Below are 19,480 nucleotides of genomic sequence, written 5' to 3'. Positions count from 1 at the left end.
GGGCCGATAAACAGTCGATCAGCCGTCCCCTGAACTTCGACCGCGCCGTATAGGGGATTTGCGCTTACAGAGGACCCCTAACCCTCCGGTCTAGCCCATTGTATCCATTATACTAAGTAGTATTTTAATGTTTCTATGGACATATCATTGCCCTGGCTCCCTTTAATGAGATGCTATCGTCATTACATTTATACAGGGCGCGGAGTGCACTGGTAAACTAATTAAGGTAACATTCCATATTAATTCCATGGATGCGCTGATAGCAATGAGTCTCATTCTGAGCCTCTACATGGCCTTCAACATTGCTGCAAACGATATAGGTAACTCTGTGGGTACTGCTGTTGGGAGTGGTTCTCTCAGGATGAAAAAGGCCCTCTTGCTGGGGGGATTTTTTGTATCAGTTGGGGCGCTGTTCCTTGGTGGGAGCGTCATAAAAACAATAAGTGAAGGAATAATCCCCCAGGGGCTCCTTAGCCCCAGAACAGCCCTTGTTATAACATTAACATCATCAATCTGGATAACCTTCACCATCATAAAAAAGATACCCATTTCAGGTTCCGATGCCATTGTAAGTTCAGTTATTGGTGCCGGAATAGCAAGCATCGGCATTCAGAACATGAGAACAGACGTTGTTGGCTTCATAGTTTTAAGCTGGATTATGTCACCGGTTGCAGGTTTTCTCACAGGATTTGTAATCTACAGATCCATCAGAAGGGTTTTAATAAAACCGCTTCAGGGTATGGGTATGAGGGACAGGCTCGAAAAGGTATTTTCATATCTACAGATACTGAGTTCCTCGTTTTCAGCCCTTAACCTTGGGGCTGTTGATATAGCAGTTGCAACGGGTGTTATATTTGCGACGGGTTATGATGGCGGGTACTGGATCAGAATACTGGGGGCTCTTGGGCTTGCCTCAGGAATTCTGCTGGCTGGCAGCAGGGTGACAGAAACAATTGGAAGAAGAATAACAGACCTCACACCAAGCAGGGGCTTTGCAGCCCAGCTATCAGCGGCACTTATCGTTTACCTCTTTCTGGGTTATGGTATGCCTGTATCGCCAACACAGACCCTTGTTGGATCGGTGATAGGTGTTGGGATTGCACATGGGACATCAACAGTCGAGTATGACGTGATAAGGCACATAGCATACACCTGGATAGTTACGATACCCACATGCATCATCCTATCAGCTGCAATTTATACTATCACAGGCTTTATATGAACATTAAAGGCTTTTGAGGGCCCTTATAATGTCCCCATCCGCAATTATCCCCACCATCTCACCATCGGACATGACAACAAGCTGATTTATTATTCCCTCATCCGATGAGTAGTCATTCATCTTCTCAATGGCGTCAGCAAGTGTCTCATCAGGGGCCACCGTGGCAACATCCCTCACCATGACCTCCCCGACTGTTGTGCCAAGTTCATAGTTGTCAAGTATCAGGTTGTGACCAAGGTCTGAGGCGGTTACGATTCCAACAAGTTTACCCTCCTCAAGGACAGGGAGAGCACTTATCCTGTGCTTCATCAGTTTCTCAAATGCAAAAACCACATCTTCAGATGGTTCAACTGTTATAACATTCGTTGTCATTACATCCTTAACCTTAACTTCATTCAGTTTTTTCAGCACCTTTCTCTCCTCCCTTAACACTGGTTTTTGTCAGTGATTTTATAATTGAGTCTATCGTGGTTACAACATCTATATTCTCAATAACAGGCACATTGTGTTTCTTTGCCTGGCTCTCAATGTATCTGTGGATTCTTCTTATTGCCCAGAAGTAACTTATATACCTTTTAAGTGGTCTTCTGGCCCACATCTGTCTGCAACGTGAATAGAACCTCCCCTTATGGACGTTCTCATCTGAAACCGTGAGGACAAACATTGCAACATTTTCCTTGTTTATGAGGTCATCCCTTATAAATCCGGGGACTATATGCACGCCCTCAATCACTATGCTTATACCCTCTGTGAGGGCCCTCTCAATTACAGCCTCCACGCCGATGCTCACAGTGTCCACGTGATCCCTGAATCCAATGAGAACCTCGTCAAGTTCTGGTGGTGGGGGTATTCTGAGGGACTGGTACGCTGTGTAGCTTGATTCATAGATGGACGGGAGAAGTTCCCTGGAGACTATTTTACGCATTACCTCCCTTATCATGTCGGTGCTTATCATGTTCCTTATGCCAAGGCGGTTTGCAACCTCAAAGGCAATTGAAGATGTTCCAACCCCGGAGGCCCCCCCTATGAGTATTATCAGGGGTTCCTTGCACTGCCTTATTCGTCTCCAGAGCATGTACTTCTCTGCTACCTCAGGATCCTCCCTTTTCAGGTGCTCTGAGACCACATCAACGAGTTCCTCTATTGTTATGACATCGACCTTATTCTTTTTAAGGTGAGCCTCAATTCTGGAAGCAAATGTGTATGCCTTGTTAGGGTCCATCTCTGCCCTGGTCAGTGAACGTGCCAGAACGCCCTTGGAGAAGGGCTCCGTGTATTTTTTTCCGCTTACTTCTCCCTGAACCATGATCATGGTCTCACCTCAAAAAGAACTTGTCATAATCTGAAATCCAGTTTTTATATATTTAACTGGACCTGAGATTTAAAATTTCAGCAGTTATGGATCCATCATCTTCAATTTCAATGAGGGCTGCTCTGCCATCTGAAAGCTGTCCCGGGTTGACCACGATGGTTTCACCTATACGGTCCACTCCCGGGGACTCGTGGATGTGGCCACAGATGTTCAGGCAGGGCTGGTGTCTTTCTATAACATCCCTCACACCCCTGCTTCCAACATTGTCCCCGGATGGAATTCTATCAAGTGATGTTCCATGTGGTGGTGCATGGGTTACAAGAATAAGAACATCTCCTTCACCAGACCTTTCCATGAGGTCGTCCAGTTCCGCTTTTATCTCATCCTCCTCCAGTTCAAGGGGTGTGTTGAATGGTGTTGGGTTTGAACCCCCGAGGCCGCATATGGCAATATCCTTGATGTTAATGGATCTTCCATGTATATTCACGGCCTTTGAGTTTTCTATTTTAGCCACAGCCCCATGGGGATCGCAGTTCCCTGGTACGGCAACAACAGGGATGTTGTGGGATGCCAGGTCATTGAGGAGCTCCTCAACGAGTTCCGCCGGCCCGAAGTGTGTTATGTCACCTGCCACAACAATGAGGTCAACGCGGTTATCCATTATAAACCTGTGAAGTTCAGGTATGTTTGAACCATGAAGATCACTTACAGCGAGGATTTTCATGAAAAATCACACTCCATATTATTCCCTGAAGAAGGAGCCTATTTCCTTTAAACCCTTTTTTATGTCCTCTGAATCGCCATAAACGGCTATAAGATCGTCTTCTTCAAATTCAATTATAAGGCTGTGGGTTTCGGCAATATCCTGAACCCTGTCCTCGGCTATTGGTTCCTTAAGGTGCACCCTTGCAGCTGCAAATCCCGGTGGGGCTCCGACAATAAACCTTGACTTTGTTTCGGGGGGTTTGTGGACCTCCTCACCCCTTGAGGCCCTCTTTAATTTTTCAATCCATTCGTCAGGGTAATCAGGGGCAACTGACTCTGCAAGTTCAAGGAGTTTCTCCTGGATTGAGTTGAGCATGTCGTTTATTCTCTTAAGCTCCCTGATCATCTCAGGGTTCTCTGTATCTGATTTATAGAAGTTGATTGATGTCCTCACAAGCCTTATGTCCTCTGTAATTTCCACTGGGACATCAACATCCTTCTTTCGAAGGTCTGTCAGGAGTTCAACAAGCACGAACCATGTCTGTTCAACAGGGAGTGTCATAGATGTCCTTCCAGAATTTTTAGGGTTGTGTGGTTTATCTTTGCACCCGCTTCTTCAAGTTCCTTTCGGATCTCCTCAACGTTACTGTAGGAGCTGAGAATGAGCACATGGTTGCTCTGTGTGCCCTGGATGGATAGTATGGCCACCTCGTCGTCATCGGATAATTCCTTCTTCTCAAGGCCTGCCTTGTAGTCCACAAAGGGTTTGAATTCTTCTGGAAGATCCTTCAAAGTAAATATTCCCTTTAAAGTAGCTATAAACAAAAAAACACCTCACTTTTGGGATTTTGAATCCCTGGAAAAAAATAATTAATTTGTGGTCTTAACCGCTTCCAGGTGCAAGGCGGTCGAGTTCCTCGAGCTTTTCAAGGCACTCGTCGACGCATACCTGGTGGGCGTCAACCACAAGGTCCTCTTTTGGAAGACCCATTGCAAGTCCAAGTAGCTGTGCGAGGTGAAGTACCGGTATGTTGAATTCCTCGCCGAACTTGTCCTTTATCTCCATCTGACCAACGTCAAACTGGAGGTGGCAGAATGGGCAGACGTTTACTATTGCGTCAACACCGGCTTCCTTCATGTTTGTGAGTTTTTCCCTTGTGAAGTCGAGTGCAACGTCCAGGTCCCTTGATCTCACTCCACCACCGGCACCGCAGCACATCATCTTGTCCTTGTATTCAACTGATTTCGCACCGGTTACCTCAACAATTTCATCCAGTATCGTTGGCCTTTCAGGGTTGTCTATGTTTATCTCGTCGCTTGGTTTGAGGAAGTGGCATCCGTAGTGCACTGCAACATTGAGGTTGAGGGGCTTCTCAACTATTTCGGCAAGTTTGTCCAGACCAACCTCGTTGTAGAGGACCTCAGCAAAGTGTCTGACGTTGATTTCTCCCTTGTATTCCCTTCCGGCTTCTTTGAGGATTTCATTGATTTTTGCCTTCATCTCCTCGTCTTCCTTGAGGAGGTGGTTTGTCTCGAAGAGTGAACCGAAGCATCCGTTACATTCGGTCATGATGTCTGCGCCCATGTCCTCGGCGATTGTTATGTTCCTTGCTGCTATTGCGGCCCATGTTGTTTTATCGAATGAACCGAATACTCCTGGTGCTGGACAGCAGGATGCCCCTTCCATGTCCTTCAGTTCGATTCCAAGTTTATCGAATAGAACCCTTGTTGCCTTTTCAATTCCAGGGTACCTGTTGTTCATGATACATCCTAAAAAGTATGCGATTTCCATTTGCATGCCTCCTTATTCAAGTTCACCTGTTTCCCAGTTGTAGCCTATTAACTGGTCAAAGCCTGTTGCCTTGATGATTTTCTGAACCTCTTCAAGTGCTTCAGGGAACTGGTGTGTTGTTGGTGGTAGTTCTCCAAGGCCAACAGCCTTTCGAAGCTCCATTGTTGCGTCGTTGATTGGTACTCCGTGACCTGTTTTTATAACGAATGATCCAACTGCCTTGTGTGCTGGTGCCATGAATCCTGCTTTGGCTGCTTCGTTCCTTGCAAGTTTCACAACATCCACGATTCTGACCTTACGTGGGCACCTTTCCTGGCAGGAGTAACATGTTGTACACATCCAGAGGGTTGGATCTGAGATTATTTCATCCTTTAATCCAACATTTGCCTTCCTTATTATCTGTCTTACCCTGTAAGGGGTTCTTCTTCCAGATGGGCAGGATCCTGTGCATGTACCGCACTGGAAACAGTATTCCAGACTGTCACCGCCTGCGGCCTTTATTTTTTCAGAGAACTCCTTGTCAATATTACCCTTTCTGATTATGTTTTCCTCTCTCTGCAGTAGGGTCATTATATCACTCCTTTCGCTTTTATCCTCTTCCTCCTCTGATTCTTCTTCAGAATCAGAATCCTCCGAAGAGTCTTCATCCTCAACTACCTCCTCATCCTCATGGGAGGTTTCGGCAGGTTCTTCAGATTCATCCTCCTCAACATCTGCAGTTTCGGGTTCTTCAGCTGATGCTTCCTCAGAGGCCACCTCAGGTTCTTCGACCTTTTGAGTTTCCTCTGGTTTTTCTGTTTCTGCAGATATGGAGGGTTCATCTGAAGGTTTTTCTTGAGGTTGAGGTTTTTCTTCCTGTTTGGTGGACTCTGCTGGGGTCTCTGTTTTCTCTGGCTCCTCTGTTTTACTGTCCTCTTCCTTCTTCTCACCCATCAACATTTCTTTTAGGCGTTTTAGAACTGACATTGTTTTCACACCCTGAAAGATCCCTGGTTAGCAAACCTCAGATTTTTCTTATTAGACTGTGATTTTTATGGGTATATAAAGATTCCTAAAATTTGCCGATGTGTAACCTTTAAGGTGACACCTGAGGATCGTATCCCAGGATACCGGTAAGTGACAGACTGCACCCTGAGCAAGACTGCAATGGTTAAGTAATCCCTGACCCAATTAAGTAACAGACGGTGTAAGCAATGAGCAAGACTGAATATCAGATAAAATTACATGACGGACCCGCAAGGCTGGGTCTTCTCGGAGATTCTGAAACTCCCCTGCTTGTTAGATATGAAAAGATGGATATCGCCCCATATGAAACAATCCCGCACAATGTACCCCGGGAAATCGCAGAGTGGGGTGTCACTGAAACCCTGGAGATGGCCTCTGAATCTGATGCAGAATACGCATTCATACATGGATCCCGCTATACTGACCTCAGAGTAAGATGCGCCCTTGAACTTGAGGAGATTGGTTTCAGGAAACTCATAGTGGCAAATATGGATGAACTGCTCCAGAGACCCATGGAGATGGTTCGGATTCTGACTGAAATACGTGAGGCCATAAAACCTGAGACCATGCTGTGTTCAACATTCTCCCCCCCGGCCTTCATCCCCCTCCTCGCGTATATGGGTGTGGATGTGTTCTCAGACGCCGCTGCAGAGTTCTATGGTATGATCAACGTTTTATTCACTGAGACCCATACCTATCCCCTGGACACCTACAGGATCTGCAGTTACAGTACAGATGAACTGATTGAAAGGAACAGGCTGACACTTGATCTGGTGCTGCGGGAGGTCCGTGAACACATAAAGAACGGTACACTGAGAAACCTCGTCGAGGAGCGTGCCGCCTCTTCGCCCCAGAACATGTCTGCACTCAGAGTACTGGACCATGAAATGCAGGAATTCCTCCAGAAGTACACCCCCCTCTACTGATAGGGGGTTTTCAGTGACGCGGCACCGCTATTATAATATAATGGTAGGTTCCTGCATCCCCCACAGATTCCACAACGAACCCATGGTCTTCAAGGATCTCCGTGACCTCATCCTCCGACAGCCTTAACTCCATGTGCGGTCCAGGGGTTCCCTCTACCTTTTTAAAATCAACCACCACCAGCCTTCCACTCCTGCTGAGGAGTCTTTTGACCTCGGCCATCAGTGGTTCAACCTCGCCGTTGACCACTATCCCATGGAAAACGTTGGCCATGAAGTAAATGTCAACTGTTCTATCAGGAACCGGCAGTCTATGGGTTATATCTGCAACCAGGGGTAGTATGTTACTCCTTCTGCATATTCTGGACCTCAGGATCGCAACCGATTCTGGGTATACATCAACCGCGATGACCCTTCCCTCATCACCAACAGCAGATGCTGCTTCAAGTGAAATAAAGCCATCACCACAGCCAGCATCAAGAAAAGTGTCCCCTGCCTTCAGTGGAAGCATCTCAATGAGCTTTTTAGCATCTATGAGGTCCCTTGTCGATTTACCCCCATCGACATGGATTTTACGGGCCATGTTAACACCATGCTGTATCTCTTTTTTATATGATAAAAATTTTCACGATCTCCCTGGTGGATCTTAACCCTTGATTTTGCAGGTCATTACAGTGCTTTAACCAACACATGATCAAACTGGATCGCCAATGAAGAGCATCATTACAGTGCTTTAAAAAGTGATGTTCAGATCCCTGAGGGCATTTATAAATAGGTGCCCGGAGAGAATTATTAAATGGTGTCTTAATATGATAGAAAAGATGGAGCTCACCATGACAAATGGCACGGTACACCACTTCAAGAGGGGGGAGTTTGGGGTGGAAAATATAAAGGTTGATAAGGAGAAGTGCTTTATACTGGTGAGCTTCTCTGAGAGGGAGTTCGGTAAAAGGGAGATAATAATACCCCTGCAGAACGTTGAAAAGTGCGAATACCTCCTAAGGTAATCAGATTATCATAGCCTCCACAATGGAACGGGGCGCACCTGCAACCTCAACAAGGTACTCGGCCTCGATGAAGTGGAGTCCGGCCGGGACAACAAGACAGTGAAGTGGATCCCCAAAGTCCTCCTTAAGAAGTGAGGATATTGCATCGGCCCTCACAAGGGGCCTTTCAGAGCCGGCCCTTGCAATCACAACAGCCAGGGTTTTTTCATTGATTGTGTCATCACCAAGTTTCTCTGATGCCCTCAGCAGGTATTCAAGGCCCTCATTTGCAGTCATGTACCTCCTTTTATGGGCCTCTATATCCAGGAGCACCAGTGAATGGGAATCCCTCTCAAGGTTATCCTTTATATTAACGTAGGGGGATGTTGGGAAGTAATTTTCTGATGTGAAGGGTACTGTGATTATCCTCCCGAACTTGTAGGCCTGCAGCCCTGCAAGGCCCGGTGCAGCGGATATTATGGATGATGCATGAATGACCCTTGTCTCTATGCCCCTCCTCCTTGCGTCCAGGATCAGTTCCGTATGGGTGGTCGCAATGAGGGGGTCCCCCGGGACAAGGAGTGCCACATCGGATTTTTCTGCCTCAAGAAGTGGTACCCTTTCCTCCTCAATTTCCTCTCTGCGCAGTATATCTATATCTTTACCGGTTAACTCCTCAATTGCAGATAAACTGGCACCCTGAAGGATTGCGGTGTAAAATTCAGCGTAAACCCTGCTGCAGGCCTTTAAGGCCTTCAGACCCTTAACTGATATATCATTTTCATCGTAAAGTCCAAGTCCAATTATGTAAAGCATCTCACACCCTCTCATAAATCATAACGTTATATAATGTTTCAGAAAAACCAGTATATAAGTGGCTTAAACTTTAACAGGAAGTTCACCATGAAGGGTTTAAAGGTTCCAAAGAAAAAGGCCAATGACATAATCAGGATTTTAACTGAGAGGTCTCTCCTTAACAGGGATTACAGGATAAAGAGGAATGAAAGCCATGTTTACATACCGGTGATCGACACCGGGGTTGCAGGGGAATTTGATGATGTTGAGGTCATCGATGATGTTTTTGAGAGAAGTAAACGCTCCCCGAGAAGTTTTACTGATATGCTGAAATCCAGGATCCCCGAGGACGTGCTTGCATCCATCAGACGGTCCTTTGATATAATAGGGGATATCGTTATCCTTGAAATACCCGAGGAGCTCCATGACTACAGGCATGCAATAGGTGAGGCCGCCCTTAAATTCACGGGGCGGAGTGCCGTGTACATGAAGAGGAGTGGGGTGAAGGGTGTTACAAGGACCAGGGACCTTGAACTCATCTCAGGTTCTCCTGTATCTGAAACCGTCCATAGGGAGTACGGGAGCCGTATAAAGGTTGATATAAGGAGTGTGTACTTCAGCCCCCGCCTTGCCAATGAGAGGGAAATCGTTGCCAGGCAGGTGAAGGAGGGGGAGGTTGTCCTTGACATGTTTGCAGGTGCCGGGCCCTTTGCAGTTGCAGTTGCAAGGCATGGGAAGGCATCCAGGATATACGCTGTTGACATAAACCCCGCTGCCGTCGGTTACATCAGAGAAAATGCCCACCTGAACCGTGCAGAGGATATCATAGTCCCTGTTGAGGGTGATGTGAGGGAGTTCCTGAAGGATAAGGAGTGCTTTGTAGACCATGTGATCATGAATCTCCCGGGAACTGCCTGCGAATTTCTTGATGACGCCATCCGGGCAGTCAGGGATGGGGGCATCATACACTACTATGAGTTTTCAAGGGACTTCGAAACCCCTGTGAAACGCCTGAGGGACGCCGCGGCACCATTCAAAGTGGAGATCCTGGATAGGAGAAGGGTGAAGTCAAGGAGTCCAGGTGTATGGCATATCGGTATCGACGCAAGAATAAAAAAGAGGTGAGATCAGACGCAGTAAGAACACGCCAACCAACCTAAGAGCTGAAATCACAATGGATCCACTATACCCTCCTCTGTTATGATGCCGTCTATAAGATCAGAGGGTACTATGTCAAATGCAGGGTTGATGACCCCGGTATTTTCCGGGGCTATTCTGCAGCCGCCATAATAGAGGACCTCTTCGGGACTCCTCTCCTCTATCTCAACATCATAAATTGAATTTTCCCTGTCAAAGGTGCTGAGGGGCGCTGCAACGTAAAATGGTACATTGAACCGTTTTGCTGAGAGTGCAACCATGAGTGACCCTATCTTGTTTGCCACGCCGCCCTCTGCCACACGGTCAGCGCCTATTATAACCTTATCTATCATTCCCCTCTGCATGAGGTACCCTGCTGCAACGTCCGCTATCAGTTTAACAGGTATGCCCTCCTGCTGCATCTCCCAGACACTCAAACGGGCGCCCTGTCCCACTGGCCTTGTCTCATCACATATAACAGTCACATTCTTTCCCTGATCCCTGGCGGCCCTCACAACACCCAGGGCCGTGCCATAGTCAACACAGGCAAGGGCGCCTGCATTGCAGTGGGTTAAGATTGTATCTCCATCATGGATTATGCTGGCCCCGTGAGCCCCTATGGCCCTGTTGGTCTCCATATCCTCCCTGTAGATCTTCAGGGCCTCGTCAAGTGGGGACCCGGATTTCATTACACGGTCCACTGCCCAGAAAAGGTTCACTGCGGTTGGCCTTGACGACTTTATCTCCTCTGCAGCTCTTTCAGCATCCTCGCCTGCAAGGTCTGCCAGGGCGACTCCAAACGCTGCTGTTACCCCAATGGCCGGGGCGCCCCTTACAACCATGTTTTTTATTGCGTATATGACGTCCCGGTAGTTTTCACACTGAAAGTACTCCAGTGAATCGGGAAGTTTTCTCTGGTCTATAAGGATGAGCCGGTTGTCCTTCCATTCCAGTGTCTTCATGGTTATCACGGGATTTTCAGTAGTGGCTCGCTGGTGTCATGTCAAGGTGCTTGTCGGCGCCCTTTTTGCCTGGAATGCCGTAGGCGTCTGCCCTGCACTGTGTGCATGCCCTGAACACGGGTATTATCTTTTCAACCTCGTTCCTGACCCTCTCGATCTCCTCACAGGTTGGCCGTGGGTAGTCCTTCATCTCACCCATCGGTATGAGTGGTATAACGTTCATGAGGGAGGCTCCCCTCTTTTTAACCTCCCTTGCAATGTCGACTATGTGTTCATCGTTGAGGCCGGGTATGAGTACACTGTTGACCTTAACAATGATACCCTTCTCTGCAAGTTTCTCTATACCCTCAAGCTGGTTCCTTGAGAGAACCTCGAAGGCCTCCCTTCCATGGTAGACCTTATCCTTGTAGATAACAAAGGAGTATATCTTCTCACCTATGTCAGGGTCAATGGCGTTCACGGTTACTGTGACTGTGTTAACACCAATTTCTGCCAGTTCATCAGCCTTATCTGGAAGGAGCAGGCCATTGGTGCTGAGGCATTTTAGGAGGTCCGGGAACTTCTTGCTGGCCTTTTTGAAGAACTCGAAGGTCTCCTCATTTGCAAGGGCATCGCCGGGTCCTGCGACCCCTATTACACTTATGGGCATCTCGTTCTTAACCTTCTCAACGTGCTTTACTGCATCCTCGGCTGTCATGATCCTTGCAGTGACCCCTGGCCGGTTTTCGCATTCACTGATATCCCTTGTGCAGAACTTGCAGTGAATATTGCAGCGGGGTGCGATGGGCAGGTGGATCCTTCCAACCCTGTCGTGCAGTTTCTCATTGAAGCAAGGGTGAGCCTTTGTTATGTGGGCAAAGCGTGTCTGTCTCTGGTCAGGCATGTTTTCACCTCATATCGTCTATTATCTCCCTGGCCTTTAAAATCCATTCATCCCTGAGCACCTCATCGGTACATACAAGGGCTATTATGTTATCCTCTGAAAGGTCCCTTATAACCCGGAATCCCTCTGGTATTATACGGAATATTGCATCGTAGACCCTCTTCCTCAGGTTCATTGAGGGGTCGTGGACCGTCATTCCGCTGATATCAGAGATGGGGTCCTCCACCACCACCTCAAATCGGGATGGCTGCCGTACCCTTCCACGTCCCTGTGTCTCCCAGAGCCTTTCAAGTAGCTGTGGAAGGTACGTCTCGTCCCTTATCCTCAGGTGGACTGCTCCGGTGGCCTTATCAACCTCCATCTCAGCCATGTCCTCAAGGTAAATCGGCTCAGAGGTCCTCTGTGTCTTAACCACTATGATGAAGACCGGCTCCCTGGGATCAACCCATATCCTCAGGTCATCAACTGCCCTTGCAAGCTGGAGATCCTGGAGAACCTGGCGGGCTATTATCTCATAGACCTCTGCACCCCTAGGGTCGTAGCACTCAACATTTATCCCCATTTTAACCCTCACTGATGTCTTTCATTCCAGAAACAAGGAGGGCCGCTCCAACTGCGCCTATGTGCTGTGAATATGGGGGTACGATGACATCGATACCACCCAAGATATCACTTACCGCCTTAACAAGGCCCTCTATAAGGGATGTTCCACCCACCTGTATGAGGGGTTCCCTCACATCTATCTCCTGGAGCTGCTGCTCATATACCTGTTCGGCCACCGAGTGGCATGCCGCGGCTGCTGCATCCTCCCTTGAAACTCCCGCTGCAAGTGCGGTTACAAGGTCCTGTATACCAAAGACTATGCAGTAACTGTTGAGCATCGCCTTCCGGTAGTCCCCCTTCATTGCCAGGCTTCCAAGTTCATCTATCTCCACTCCAAGCCTCCTGGCTGTTATCTCCAGGAAACGTCCTGATGCACCGGCGCAGATACCCCCCATGGTGAAGTTGTCGGGTATGCCATCGTTGACGGTTATGACCTTGTTGTCCATACCACCTATATCCAGGACCGTTGCCTCCCCCTTCTGGTGGTCTGCAAGGAACACTGCACCCTTGGAGTTCACACTGAGCTCCTCCTGTATGAGGTCGGCCCCGTAATGTTTCCCTATGGTTAACCTGCCGTAACCTGTAACTCCTATCCCATCCAGGTCCTTCAGCGTGTAACCTGTACCTGCGAGGGCCTCCTCTATGCCCTTCTCTGCGGAGCCAAGGACATCTGTTGTGGGAAGCCATCCTGTTCCTATAACCTCGTTATCCTCCATCAGCACTACCTTGGTGGTTGTTGAACCTGAATCGATTCCAAGGGTTAGGCCCTCCTGTTTCTCCCTTGCAAGTATGCTTTTCCTTGCCACTATTGTTGAGAGCGCCTCCATACGTATGAACAGTTCATCGGCCTTTGTTCTCTCTGTGAATGAGTAGGTTACAACAGGAAGCCTTGTGTTCTGCTGTATGAACCTCCTTATCTCGTTCCTTACAAGGGCCCCCTCTGCACACCTGAAGCAGGTTGCTATGAAAACCGCGTCGGCATCTGTTTTGCCCTCAACGATTGACATTGCCCTTGCTATCATGAGTTTTATGCTTGAACTGGCACAGTTGAACCCAAATTTTTCATAGGCCTCGTCTATGTAGTCAAGGTCCGCCTCGGGGATCACTATTTCGGCCCCAAAAGTCCTCGCTGCCTTTTCAATTTCCTTCTGAACACCGCTGTAGTCGGTTCCACATGAAATCTGGGCTATTTTAACCATTTTGAGCCTCCAGTTCGTCCAGGAATTTGTTTATCCTGTTAACCACATCTATTGTCTCTTCCCTTGTTGTGGGGTATTTCAGTTCAAGTGTGGGTATGCCCTTCTTCCTGAGCTGGAATACGCAGAGTTCATTGGTCCTTGCGCATCCTATGCATCCAAAACCAAAGGGGGCTTCCTCCATTATTATGGCGGCATCCGCCTCCTCTATGAGGGGCCCTAGGATTGCCATTCTCCCCCTTACACCTGAGGGAACCTCTATTGCCGCGTACTTCAGGCCCCTTATCGGGTCCTCCTCGGTTATGTTGAAGGGTGGTGAATCGATTTCAGGGTCTGTAACCTTCTCCCTGATTTCTTTCTGGATTACAAGGGGTTCATGTCCCCTTCTTTCAACAAGATCTGCAAGTATAAGTGAATTTGGTGGAAATATCGCTATCTTCAATAGAATTCCCCCCTGTCTCCCTCCTGGGGTCTTCTGGCTATTTCAACCATGTCTGTGAAGAGGCCCTTTGTGGCATCAACGATTCCCACCGCACAGAGTACCTCGCCATTCTCCTTCAGGGGTACCACGACCACGGGTATTCCCTTGTAGGGTCCCCTCTCAGGTGTCTCCCTTGCTATCTCACCTGATTCAAGGACCTTTTCAAGTACGGGTCCTGTGTAGCTGTCATCGATCACCTTGCCGTCCTCTATTCGAAGACCCTTTGCTTCCCGGCTCCTTATTGTGAGGGGAAGACGACTTACAAGTTCATGTATACACATTCCAAGTTCCTTGAGTTCCTCTCCAGTGGATGATGAAGTTATTTTCATTTCAATCAGCCCTATGTTTTCTGTCTGGATTTCAGACTCCTCTCAACTACATCGCGGAATTCATCAACAGAAACCTTCTCCTTTTTTTCGGGTTCGGCCTTCTGGGGCCTTTCAAGGGCCTCGCCCACATATCCGAGTAGTTTGAATTCCTTTTCAAGCTGATGGTAACCCTCCCTTGCTGCTCCTCTGTGTCCTCTGCATCTCCGGGGGTCCCCAGGTGGGAACCCCCTCTCCTTTGTGAATATGTTGGCCGGGTCCAGGCTGCGTATTTTTCTGACAGCCTCCATCACAGTCTCTGTGTCCCCATGCACCAGCGCACCGTAACATGTTGATTTTATGGTCAGTGGCAGTCCAAGGAGGTGGAGCCTCTGGACAAGTTCCGATGAGCTCAGCCTTGATGACGGCCCAAGTATTATCATTCTTGTTGATTCCTCATGATTTTTTTCTTTCCCGGACATACACCGTGTCCCCCTCTTTGAATTTTTCAACATTCTCAAGGCCCTCTGTGATTCTGCCTATTATGTTGGTGCCGTTGAATGGTTCCCCTGTTGGGCCGTATTCATCGTTGTCCTCGAGTCTAACACCAACCATACCTATGTGTCTCCTTGACATGTTTGTTATGCCAATGCTGCCCTTTTTAACGCAGTTTGCAGGTGTTTTCTCCGGTACAAGGCCCTTTGCCAGGGATCTGTCACCCTCAAACATCACCACCTTCATGCCTGGGAAGGCGAAGTGTACCTTGAGGGATCCGATGGGTGTGTCGATGAGGCCTGTGAGTCTGCGGAAGTACCATGAGGACCTTGGCGCACCAGGGTCCAGTTCAACCTCCAGGATTTTATCGGCCTCTATGCCCACTGTTCTGACCCTTCCCTCCTTGAGTATGTCCATGGTGTAGGGTGGGTCCTGGGCCACAACGATTGCATCGTCAACCATTATGCCGTCCCGTATCTGCTCGACACCGTACCCTTTAAGGTATTCCTCTGCTTCCTTCTGGGTCATGGAGACTGTCATTATCCTGCCGGGTTCGCACTCCACCGTGATGTGGTCCCCTTCCCCTGCTATATCCACCAGTTCCATTCCATCTGTAACGTTTCCTATGAGGTTGTGGGATGGTGTTGAAACCCTGTCCTCCCTGTATATGTAAACCCTTCCAGCGCCCCTTCCAGTGTTCCTAAGGGTCACTGTGCCCCTGTTTCTCTTTGCTATTTTTTCGGGATCCTTTTTTATTCCCTGAAGGGAGTAGAAACCTATGAATGAGTTGGCCTCATAGTCAACCCTCAGTTTCCCCTCCTCCACCATTGTGAAGAAGTGTTCAACAGACTGGGGGGACTCGTGGGATGGTTTTACCTTAACGTAGGTGAATATCTGGTTTCCATCCTCAAGTGGTGTTTCAAGGTCTGTCACTGCGGCGCTCTCAACTATGCTTTTTCTCTCAACAACTGGTTCCACTGACCTTATCACGTCACGGTCTGTCAGTCGCTCAATGGTTCTTCCGCCGCCGGTTACCCTTGCAAAAACACCCCTGTTCTCAGCTGGGGCGCCGTATACTGATGAATGGGGGTCCCTGGAGATTATTATATGGGTTGAATCCGGGCTGAACCCTGAGAGGCTCATTATAACCTCATTCTCGTCGTAGAAGAATTCCTTCCTTGACGGCTCCAGTTCTGTTTTCAGGGGTCCCATTGAAATCTCGGATGGGGTTGTCCACCTTATACGGAGGTTTTCAAGGTTGCTGTAGACCTCCCTCCATGTCTCAACGATTTCAGGTGCTTCCTCAGGGAGCAGTTCAATCAGGATGCTTCCTGCTGTTGTTTTGATCCGGTATGTATCAATTGTCCTTTCAAGTTCCCTTGTGCCGCTTATGAGGCCCACAAGGGCGCCTTCCACATAGGGGGCCCCTGTAGCATCGATGGCATCCCTCACTGTGGCCCCCTCCGGGAGTTCAACATCCAGTCCATTAACCTTAACAAACATCAGATCTCCCTCATATTTTTTCTTCTATCACACCTGTTATGATGTCCCTTTCAAAGTCAAAGAGGACCCTTTCATCATTATCATGGACTAAGTGGAGTTTTCTTTCGGATACTATCTCCCCTGCGTCTGATGCGGTTATTCCGGCAGACTCGAGTAGTTCAATACATTCAGCAACATTTTCTGGGCGTGCCGTCAGCACAAAACCTGAGCCAGGGTACATTCGAAGCCAGTCCTCCCACCTAACTGATCTGTTACGTGGTATTGATTCCAGTTCCACCCATGCACCCACATCCGATGCCTCAAGTAGCATCCCCAGTGTTCCAAGTGTCCCCGGGTTGCTTATATCCTTACCTGCAGTTACCAGCTTTCTCTCTGCGATGATGGACATTACCTCAATCTGGAACTGCACCTCCTCAGGTGTTTTATGGGTGGTTGTGTCCCAGTTCAGGGGAAATGAGGGGTGTGGCCTTCCATCGAGGTCTATGCCCACTATAACCCTGTCGCCGGGTTCTGCGTCACAGCTTGTTATGAGAGCATCCTCAGATGCTATACCTGCAATTGAAACATCAAGTGCGTCGTAGGGTGTGTCAGGGTGCACGTGGCCCCCTACCATTGGGACACCGAACTTCTCTGCCCCCTCCCTTATACCCTCCATCACACTGTAACAGGTCTCCCGTGAGTTAATTGAGAGAACATTGACCATGCCCACGGGTTTGCCGCCCATGGCTGCAATATCGTTAACATTAACAAGCACAGAACAGTAACCGGCCCAGTGGGGGTCAGCCTCCATCAGACGCCCCCATATTCCATCTGCTGCCAGTAAAAGAAGTTTTCCGTCTCCGATCCTGATGGCCGATGCGTCATCACCGTAACCGAGATGTGTTTTCCCCGAGACACTGAATGCATCATTAAGAATAGAAACTATATTTCTTATTGGCCGTTTTCTTGTTACACCCTCAAAATTTTTAAGGGAATGGATGATATCATCTAAATCCAATTCCACACCTCTTTTTATCGGTTTAGGTGTATCTCACGGTGTAGCTTGCACCTATATTATCTATAATCTGTAGTAAATCCCTTTTAAAAGTTTCCAAATCATGGGTTTCAATGGTGTTTTTACCCCTGAAGAGCTCCCTGTGGATTCTTTCACCAACTATATCGTCCCATCCCCCATCAAACTCTATTATGATCGAATCTGCGCATTTGAAGCCCTTCTTAACCACCCTATCTATATCACCGTCTGTTATCCCTATTATGGGAACATCGAATCTGTAGAGTATATCTGCAGCCACGAGCGTTGTGTCATCTCCAACCGTGACAACAAGATCAGAGTCATGGAGAGTGTATATGTCCTCTGCTGCGTGGTTTAAGAACGAAACCCGGTACTTCTTTTTATTATTTTCCCTTACCTTCACCTTTCTGGGTTTTACCTCCGAGCGGCGGAGAAGTCCTGTCTTCACGACCGCGTCCTTGAGGTTAACCCTTCCAAGCTTTTCAACTCCGTGTTCCTTTATCCTTCCCCCTATTATCTCACTGATCACGCCGTCCTCTGCAACAAGGGTGACATCGTCTGAAGTTGAGACCCCCACTACTATACCATTTACGAATATGTTCTCATTCTCTGAGACACCCACGAGCCTCCGGTACTCCCTTCTGTCAGGTTTCTGTTCACCGCATGGTTCTCCATGGAAGATCTCCCTGCATACCTCCTCTGGATCCACCATTTCGAGTTCAAGTTCACGTGCCAGTTTCTCTGCGAATGGCTCGGCCTCCCTCTTCCATGCCACAACACTTCCATCGGGTTCGCCCGGTCTTTCTATCTGAACAACTGGCGGTTTTTTTTCTGATCTCTGGAAAACCTTGTATCCAAATCCGTGCCCTGTGATACGGGATTTTCCGTAGTTCATAAGGACAACAATGTCAACTCCCTCATCTGCAAAGAGGTCAACCGATTCACTTGGGAGTCTCTTCTCTGATATGTCTATAACATCCTCAAGGTGGGCGTCATAGACCGCGGTCCGCCCCATTGTGCCCCCGAGTCTTGCCCTGACCTCCCCATATTTTTTTAGAAAATCTATGAGTTTTGCTGCGTATCCTGAATCAACTATCTGCGGTCCGTGGACAACCACGCCTATCCTCATAAGATCACCTGAGCTTCCTGCAAGATCCCCTCTAACGGCGGGATCTGTATCTTTTCTTCTTTATCTCTGAGCCACATATCTCACATTCCCCAAACTGGTAGTCCTGAGGGTACACCCTCCTGCATCCAGTGCATATCTTCCTCCACTGATAGGTCTCCTTTATACCTGATGTGAGGACACTGCTGAAATCTATTCCAAGAATTCTGAGGGTGTTCTGTATTGTATAGTCATCGGTGATTACAGTTACCCCTCCCCTCTTTTTGAGTGAAACGGCAAGTCCTATAACCTCCCTGTCTGTACTGGACAGTCTCATGGCATCCCCTGATCTGCTGGTGACCTCATCCACCTCCCTCATGCTCTCAGGGTCAGGTTCCATTATTCTGAGTCTGCCATCACTGAGTGCCCTCTCAAGGACCATGGCCGATTTGAAGTCCCTTATCTCATCTGTTACAGACTTCACTGTGTAGTTTTCAGTGCCCTCAGGTATGTATCCGTTTATGAATGCAGATGCATCAAGAACCCTCTTCATTAAGACCACGTATTAATCAGGGATTATAATATAATAAGTTTCCATTTTTCAGTTTGGTGAAGCATGGTAATAAATTTACCCTCGCATGGGGAAGTGGCGGGTTGGGGCTTTTCCTGCGGAAGAACCTCAGATACACCCCATCAACCGACCATGCAGATAATCGGGCAGGTGTAAAAAAGTATTACCATGAAGTTCTGTAAAGTAAATTAAAACAGCTATTTTCATGTTTAGATGGTTTAAAAACCCTTAAATGCGCTTAAAGGTCCTTGAGAACGGTTGAACCAATCTAACGAAAACTTTATAAATAGTGGTGTTAATATATAGTAAACGGGTAGGGTCCAGGACTTTTAAACTTATTCTGGTCTTTTAAATTGGAATTGAAACCGCCTCCAATCCAATATCAAACCCTACCCAGACCAAACCGCCATAAATTTTTATTACTTTTCTCTCCTTGTCAGAAACGTGGATATACTCACTTTCGCTTACAGAAAAACCAAAAGACTTA

General features: G+C 47.9%; 24 protein-coding genes, 1 other RNA gene and 1 pseudogene (1 of these 26 running past the window's edge). 4 read left to right on the top strand and 22 right to left on the bottom strand.

The window, feature by feature from the left end:
- An RNA gene (gene ffs, locus AB9H23_RS00770) (signal recognition particle sRNA) lies at positions 1-101 on the bottom strand (it extends 215 nt beyond the left edge of the window).
- Positions 102-265: 164 nt separating this feature from the next.
- Between ffs and AB9H23_RS00765 the strand changes: the two genes are divergently transcribed.
- Positions 266-1,222, top strand: a complete 957-nt coding sequence (locus AB9H23_RS00765) for an anion permease (RefSeq protein WP_370004975.1) — start codon at positions 266-268, stop codon at positions 1,220-1,222.
- 3 nt (positions 1,223-1,225) lie between these two features.
- Here AB9H23_RS00765 and AB9H23_RS00760 read toward each other — a convergent pair whose 3' ends face one another.
- The 7 genes from AB9H23_RS00760 to hdrC are packed head-to-tail and all read right to left on the bottom strand — an operon-like array spanning position 1,226 to position 5,997.
- A complete protein-coding gene (locus AB9H23_RS00760; protein WP_321212126.1) occupies positions 1,226-1,594 on the bottom strand; it encodes a CBS domain-containing protein in 369 nt (122 codons plus the stop codon).
- A gap of 19 nt (positions 1,595-1,613) precedes the next feature.
- Positions 1,614-2,534: a 2-phosphoglycerate kinase gene (locus AB9H23_RS00755; RefSeq protein ID WP_048176423.1), complete on the bottom strand. Its 921-nt coding sequence runs from the start codon at positions 2,532-2,534 to the stop codon at positions 1,614-1,616.
- 52 nt (positions 2,535-2,586) lie between these two features.
- The gene (locus AB9H23_RS00750; RefSeq protein WP_370004973.1) at positions 2,587-3,258 is read right to left on the bottom strand and encodes a metallophosphoesterase; all 672 of its coding nucleotides are present in this window, start codon (positions 3,256-3,258) and stop codon (positions 2,587-2,589) included.
- Positions 3,259-3,276: 18 nt separating this feature from the next.
- The gene (locus AB9H23_RS00745) at positions 3,277-3,801 is read right to left on the bottom strand and encodes a DUF2096 domain-containing protein (RefSeq protein ID WP_048176420.1); all 525 of its coding nucleotides are present in this window, start codon (positions 3,799-3,801) and stop codon (positions 3,277-3,279) included.
- A complete protein-coding gene (locus AB9H23_RS00740; protein ID WP_013295278.1) occupies positions 3,798-4,064 on the bottom strand; it encodes a DUF749 domain-containing protein in 267 nt (88 codons plus the stop codon). The genes AB9H23_RS00745 and AB9H23_RS00740 overlap by 4 nt, the downstream gene beginning before the upstream one ends.
- 58 nt (positions 4,065-4,122) lie before the next feature.
- Positions 4,123-5,031, bottom strand: a complete 909-nt coding sequence (gene hdrB, locus AB9H23_RS00735; RefSeq protein ID WP_048176418.1) for a CoB--CoM heterodisulfide reductase subunit B — start codon at positions 5,029-5,031, stop codon at positions 4,123-4,125.
- 12 nt (positions 5,032-5,043) lie between these two features.
- A complete protein-coding gene (hdrC, locus tag AB9H23_RS00730; RefSeq protein WP_370004970.1) occupies positions 5,044-5,997 on the bottom strand; it encodes a CoB--CoM heterodisulfide reductase subunit C in 954 nt (317 codons plus the stop codon).
- A gap of 227 nt (positions 5,998-6,224) precedes the next feature.
- On the opposite strand from hdrC, the gene AB9H23_RS00725 reads away from it, so the two are divergent.
- Positions 6,225-6,962 carry an archaeosine tRNA-ribosyltransferase gene (locus AB9H23_RS00725; protein WP_321211647.1) on the top strand — a complete coding sequence of 246 codons (738 nt, stop codon included), beginning with the start codon at positions 6,225-6,227 and terminating at the stop codon, positions 6,960-6,962.
- On the opposite strand, the gene AB9H23_RS00720 is transcribed toward AB9H23_RS00725, so the two are convergent.
- Both AB9H23_RS00720 and AB9H23_RS00715 read right to left on the bottom strand, forming a co-directional pair.
- The gene (locus AB9H23_RS00720; protein WP_369798279.1) at positions 6,956-7,030 is read right to left on the bottom strand and encodes a hypothetical protein; all 75 of its coding nucleotides are present in this window, start codon (positions 7,028-7,030) and stop codon (positions 6,956-6,958) included. The two genes, AB9H23_RS00725 and AB9H23_RS00720, sit on opposite strands and share 7 nt — an antisense overlap.
- 62 nt (positions 7,031-7,092) lie before the next feature.
- Positions 7,093-7,470: pseudogene (locus AB9H23_RS00715) on the bottom strand (class I SAM-dependent methyltransferase); the annotation flags it as partial.
- Positions 7,471-7,768: 298 nt separating this feature from the next.
- Between AB9H23_RS00715 and AB9H23_RS00710 the strand changes: the two are divergent.
- A complete protein-coding gene (locus AB9H23_RS00710) occupies positions 7,769-7,966 on the top strand; it encodes a hypothetical protein (protein ID WP_013295273.1) in 198 nt (65 codons plus the stop codon).
- On the opposite strand, the gene dph5 is transcribed toward AB9H23_RS00710, so the two are convergent.
- Positions 7,967-8,761: a diphthine synthase gene (dph5, locus tag AB9H23_RS00705; protein ID WP_370004967.1), complete on the bottom strand. Its 795-nt coding sequence runs from the start codon at positions 8,759-8,761 to the stop codon at positions 7,967-7,969.
- Between the two features lie 87 nt (positions 8,762-8,848).
- On the opposite strand from dph5, the gene AB9H23_RS00700 reads away from it, so the two are divergent.
- A complete protein-coding gene (locus AB9H23_RS00700) occupies positions 8,849-9,865 on the top strand; it encodes a class I SAM-dependent methyltransferase family protein (RefSeq protein WP_321211645.1) in 1,017 nt (338 codons plus the stop codon).
- A 44-nt stretch (positions 9,866-9,909) separates the two neighbouring features.
- Here the strand turns inward: AB9H23_RS00700 and mtnA are convergent, their stop codons facing one another.
- Genes mtnA through AB9H23_RS00645 form a run of 11 tightly spaced genes read right to left on the bottom strand, consistent with a single transcriptional unit; the run spans position 9,910 to position 18,975 of the window.
- Positions 9,910-10,839 (bottom strand): S-methyl-5-thioribose-1-phosphate isomerase, encoded by a 930-nt coding sequence (gene mtnA, locus AB9H23_RS00695; protein ID WP_321211644.1) that lies wholly within the window; start codon positions 10,837-10,839, stop codon positions 9,910-9,912.
- A gap of 16 nt (positions 10,840-10,855) precedes the next feature.
- Complete coding sequence (gene nifB, locus AB9H23_RS00690; RefSeq protein ID WP_048176406.1) at positions 10,856-11,722, bottom strand: FeMo cofactor biosynthesis protein NifB; 867 nt, start codon at positions 11,720-11,722, stop codon at positions 10,856-10,858.
- Between the two features lie 4 nt (positions 11,723-11,726).
- On the bottom strand, positions 11,727-12,284 hold the full coding sequence (locus AB9H23_RS00685) for a methanogenesis marker 17 protein (RefSeq protein ID WP_052457437.1): 558 nt from the start codon (positions 12,282-12,284) through the stop codon (positions 11,727-11,729).
- 1 nt (position 12,285) lies between these two features.
- Positions 12,286-13,524, bottom strand: coding sequence for a methanogenesis marker 15 protein (locus tag AB9H23_RS00680; RefSeq protein ID WP_048176404.1), 1,239 nt, complete (start codon positions 13,522-13,524; stop codon positions 12,286-12,288).
- Positions 13,517-13,963 (bottom strand): methanogenesis marker 5 protein, encoded by a 447-nt coding sequence (locus tag AB9H23_RS00675; RefSeq protein WP_048176402.1) that lies wholly within the window; start codon positions 13,961-13,963, stop codon positions 13,517-13,519. The genes AB9H23_RS00680 and AB9H23_RS00675 overlap by 8 nt, the downstream gene beginning before the upstream one ends.
- Entirely contained in the window at positions 13,960-14,331 is a 372-nt protein-coding gene (locus AB9H23_RS00670; protein ID WP_048176400.1) for a DUF2111 domain-containing protein, read from the bottom strand. Before AB9H23_RS00670 ends, AB9H23_RS00675 begins: the two co-directional genes overlap by 4 nt.
- Before the next feature lie 11 nt (positions 14,332-14,342).
- Complete coding sequence (locus AB9H23_RS00665; protein WP_147671080.1) at positions 14,343-14,789, bottom strand: methanogenesis marker 6 protein; 447 nt, start codon at positions 14,787-14,789, stop codon at positions 14,343-14,345.
- Positions 14,764-16,305, bottom strand: coding sequence for a methanogenesis marker 3 protein (locus AB9H23_RS00660; protein WP_370004962.1), 1,542 nt, complete (start codon positions 16,303-16,305; stop codon positions 14,764-14,766). The genes AB9H23_RS00665 and AB9H23_RS00660 overlap by 26 nt, the downstream gene beginning before the upstream one ends.
- A 10-nt stretch (positions 16,306-16,315) precedes the next feature.
- The gene (locus AB9H23_RS00655) at positions 16,316-17,302 is read right to left on the bottom strand and encodes a methanogenesis marker 2 protein (RefSeq protein WP_048176395.1); all 987 of its coding nucleotides are present in this window, start codon (positions 17,300-17,302) and stop codon (positions 16,316-16,318) included.
- A 22-nt stretch (positions 17,303-17,324) separates the two neighbouring features.
- On the bottom strand, positions 17,325-18,446 hold the full coding sequence (locus tag AB9H23_RS00650) for a DUF2117 family protein (protein WP_321211641.1): 1,122 nt from the start codon (positions 18,444-18,446) through the stop codon (positions 17,325-17,327).
- Between the two features lie 31 nt (positions 18,447-18,477).
- Positions 18,478-18,975: a type II toxin-antitoxin system VapC family toxin gene (locus AB9H23_RS00645; RefSeq protein WP_048176392.1), complete on the bottom strand. Its 498-nt coding sequence runs from the start codon at positions 18,973-18,975 to the stop codon at positions 18,478-18,480.
- Positions 18,976-19,480: the final 505 nt, after the last annotated feature.

Source organism: Methanothermobacter sp. KEPCO 2, from assembly GCF_041228365.1.
GTDB lineage: Archaea > Methanobacteriota > Methanobacteria > Methanobacteriales > Methanothermobacteraceae > Methanothermobacter > Methanothermobacter marburgensis.
The sequence above is the reverse complement of the archived record's forward strand: the minus strand, read 5'-3'. Positions and strand labels throughout refer to the sequence as shown.

Excerpts from the sequence above, each read along its gene's own strand:
- AB9H23_RS00765 (WP_370004975.1), top strand. The coding sequence starts at position 266 with ATGAGTCTCATTCTGAGCCTCTACATGGCCTTCAACATTGCTGCAAAC.
- AB9H23_RS00760 (WP_321212126.1), bottom strand. The coding sequence starts at position 1,594 with ATGACAACGAATGTTATAACAGTTGAACCATCTGAAGATGTGGTTTTT.
- AB9H23_RS00755 (WP_048176423.1), bottom strand. The coding sequence starts at position 2,534 with ATGATCATGGTTCAGGGAGAAGTAAGCGGAAAAAAATACACGGAGCCC.
- AB9H23_RS00750 (WP_370004973.1), bottom strand. The coding sequence starts at position 3,258 with ATGAAAATCCTCGCTGTAAGTGATCTTCATGGTTCAAACATACCTGAA.
- AB9H23_RS00745 (WP_048176420.1), bottom strand. The coding sequence starts at position 3,801 with ATGACACTCCCTGTTGAACAGACATGGTTCGTGCTTGTTGAACTCCTG.
- hdrB (WP_048176418.1), bottom strand. The coding sequence starts at position 5,031 with ATGGAAATCGCATACTTTTTAGGATGTATCATGAACAACAGGTACCCT.
- hdrC (WP_370004970.1), bottom strand. The coding sequence starts at position 5,997 with ATGTCAGTTCTAAAACGCCTAAAAGAAATGTTGATGGGTGAGAAGAAG.
- AB9H23_RS00725 (WP_321211647.1), top strand. The coding sequence starts at position 6,225 with ATGAGCAAGACTGAATATCAGATAAAATTACATGACGGACCCGCAAGG.
- AB9H23_RS00710 (WP_013295273.1), top strand. The coding sequence starts at position 7,769 with ATGATAGAAAAGATGGAGCTCACCATGACAAATGGCACGGTACACCAC.
- dph5 (WP_370004967.1), bottom strand. The coding sequence starts at position 8,761 with ATGCTTTACATAATTGGACTTGGACTTTACGATGAAAATGATATATCA.
- AB9H23_RS00700 (WP_321211645.1), top strand. The coding sequence starts at position 8,849 with ATGAAGGGTTTAAAGGTTCCAAAGAAAAAGGCCAATGACATAATCAGG.
- mtnA (WP_321211644.1), bottom strand. The coding sequence starts at position 10,839 with ATGAAGACACTGGAATGGAAGGACAACCGGCTCATCCTTATAGACCAG.
- nifB (WP_048176406.1), bottom strand. The coding sequence starts at position 11,722 with ATGCCTGACCAGAGACAGACACGCTTTGCCCACATAACAAAGGCTCAC.
- AB9H23_RS00685 (WP_052457437.1), bottom strand. The coding sequence starts at position 12,284 with ATGGGGATAAATGTTGAGTGCTACGACCCTAGGGGTGCAGAGGTCTAT.
- AB9H23_RS00680 (WP_048176404.1), bottom strand. The coding sequence starts at position 13,524 with ATGGTTAAAATAGCCCAGATTTCATGTGGAACCGACTACAGCGGTGTT.
- AB9H23_RS00670 (WP_048176400.1), bottom strand. The coding sequence starts at position 14,331 with ATGAAAATAACTTCATCATCCACTGGAGAGGAACTCAAGGAACTTGGA.
- AB9H23_RS00665 (WP_147671080.1), bottom strand. The coding sequence starts at position 14,789 with ATGTCCGGGAAAGAAAAAAATCATGAGGAATCAACAAGAATGATAATA.
- AB9H23_RS00660 (WP_370004962.1), bottom strand. The coding sequence starts at position 16,305 with ATGTTTGTTAAGGTTAATGGACTGGATGTTGAACTCCCGGAGGGGGCC.
- AB9H23_RS00650 (WP_321211641.1), bottom strand. The coding sequence starts at position 18,446 with ATGAGGATAGGCGTGGTTGTCCACGGACCGCAGATAGTTGATTCAGGA.
- AB9H23_RS00645 (WP_048176392.1), bottom strand. The coding sequence starts at position 18,975 with ATGAAGAGGGTTCTTGATGCATCTGCATTCATAAACGGATACATACCT.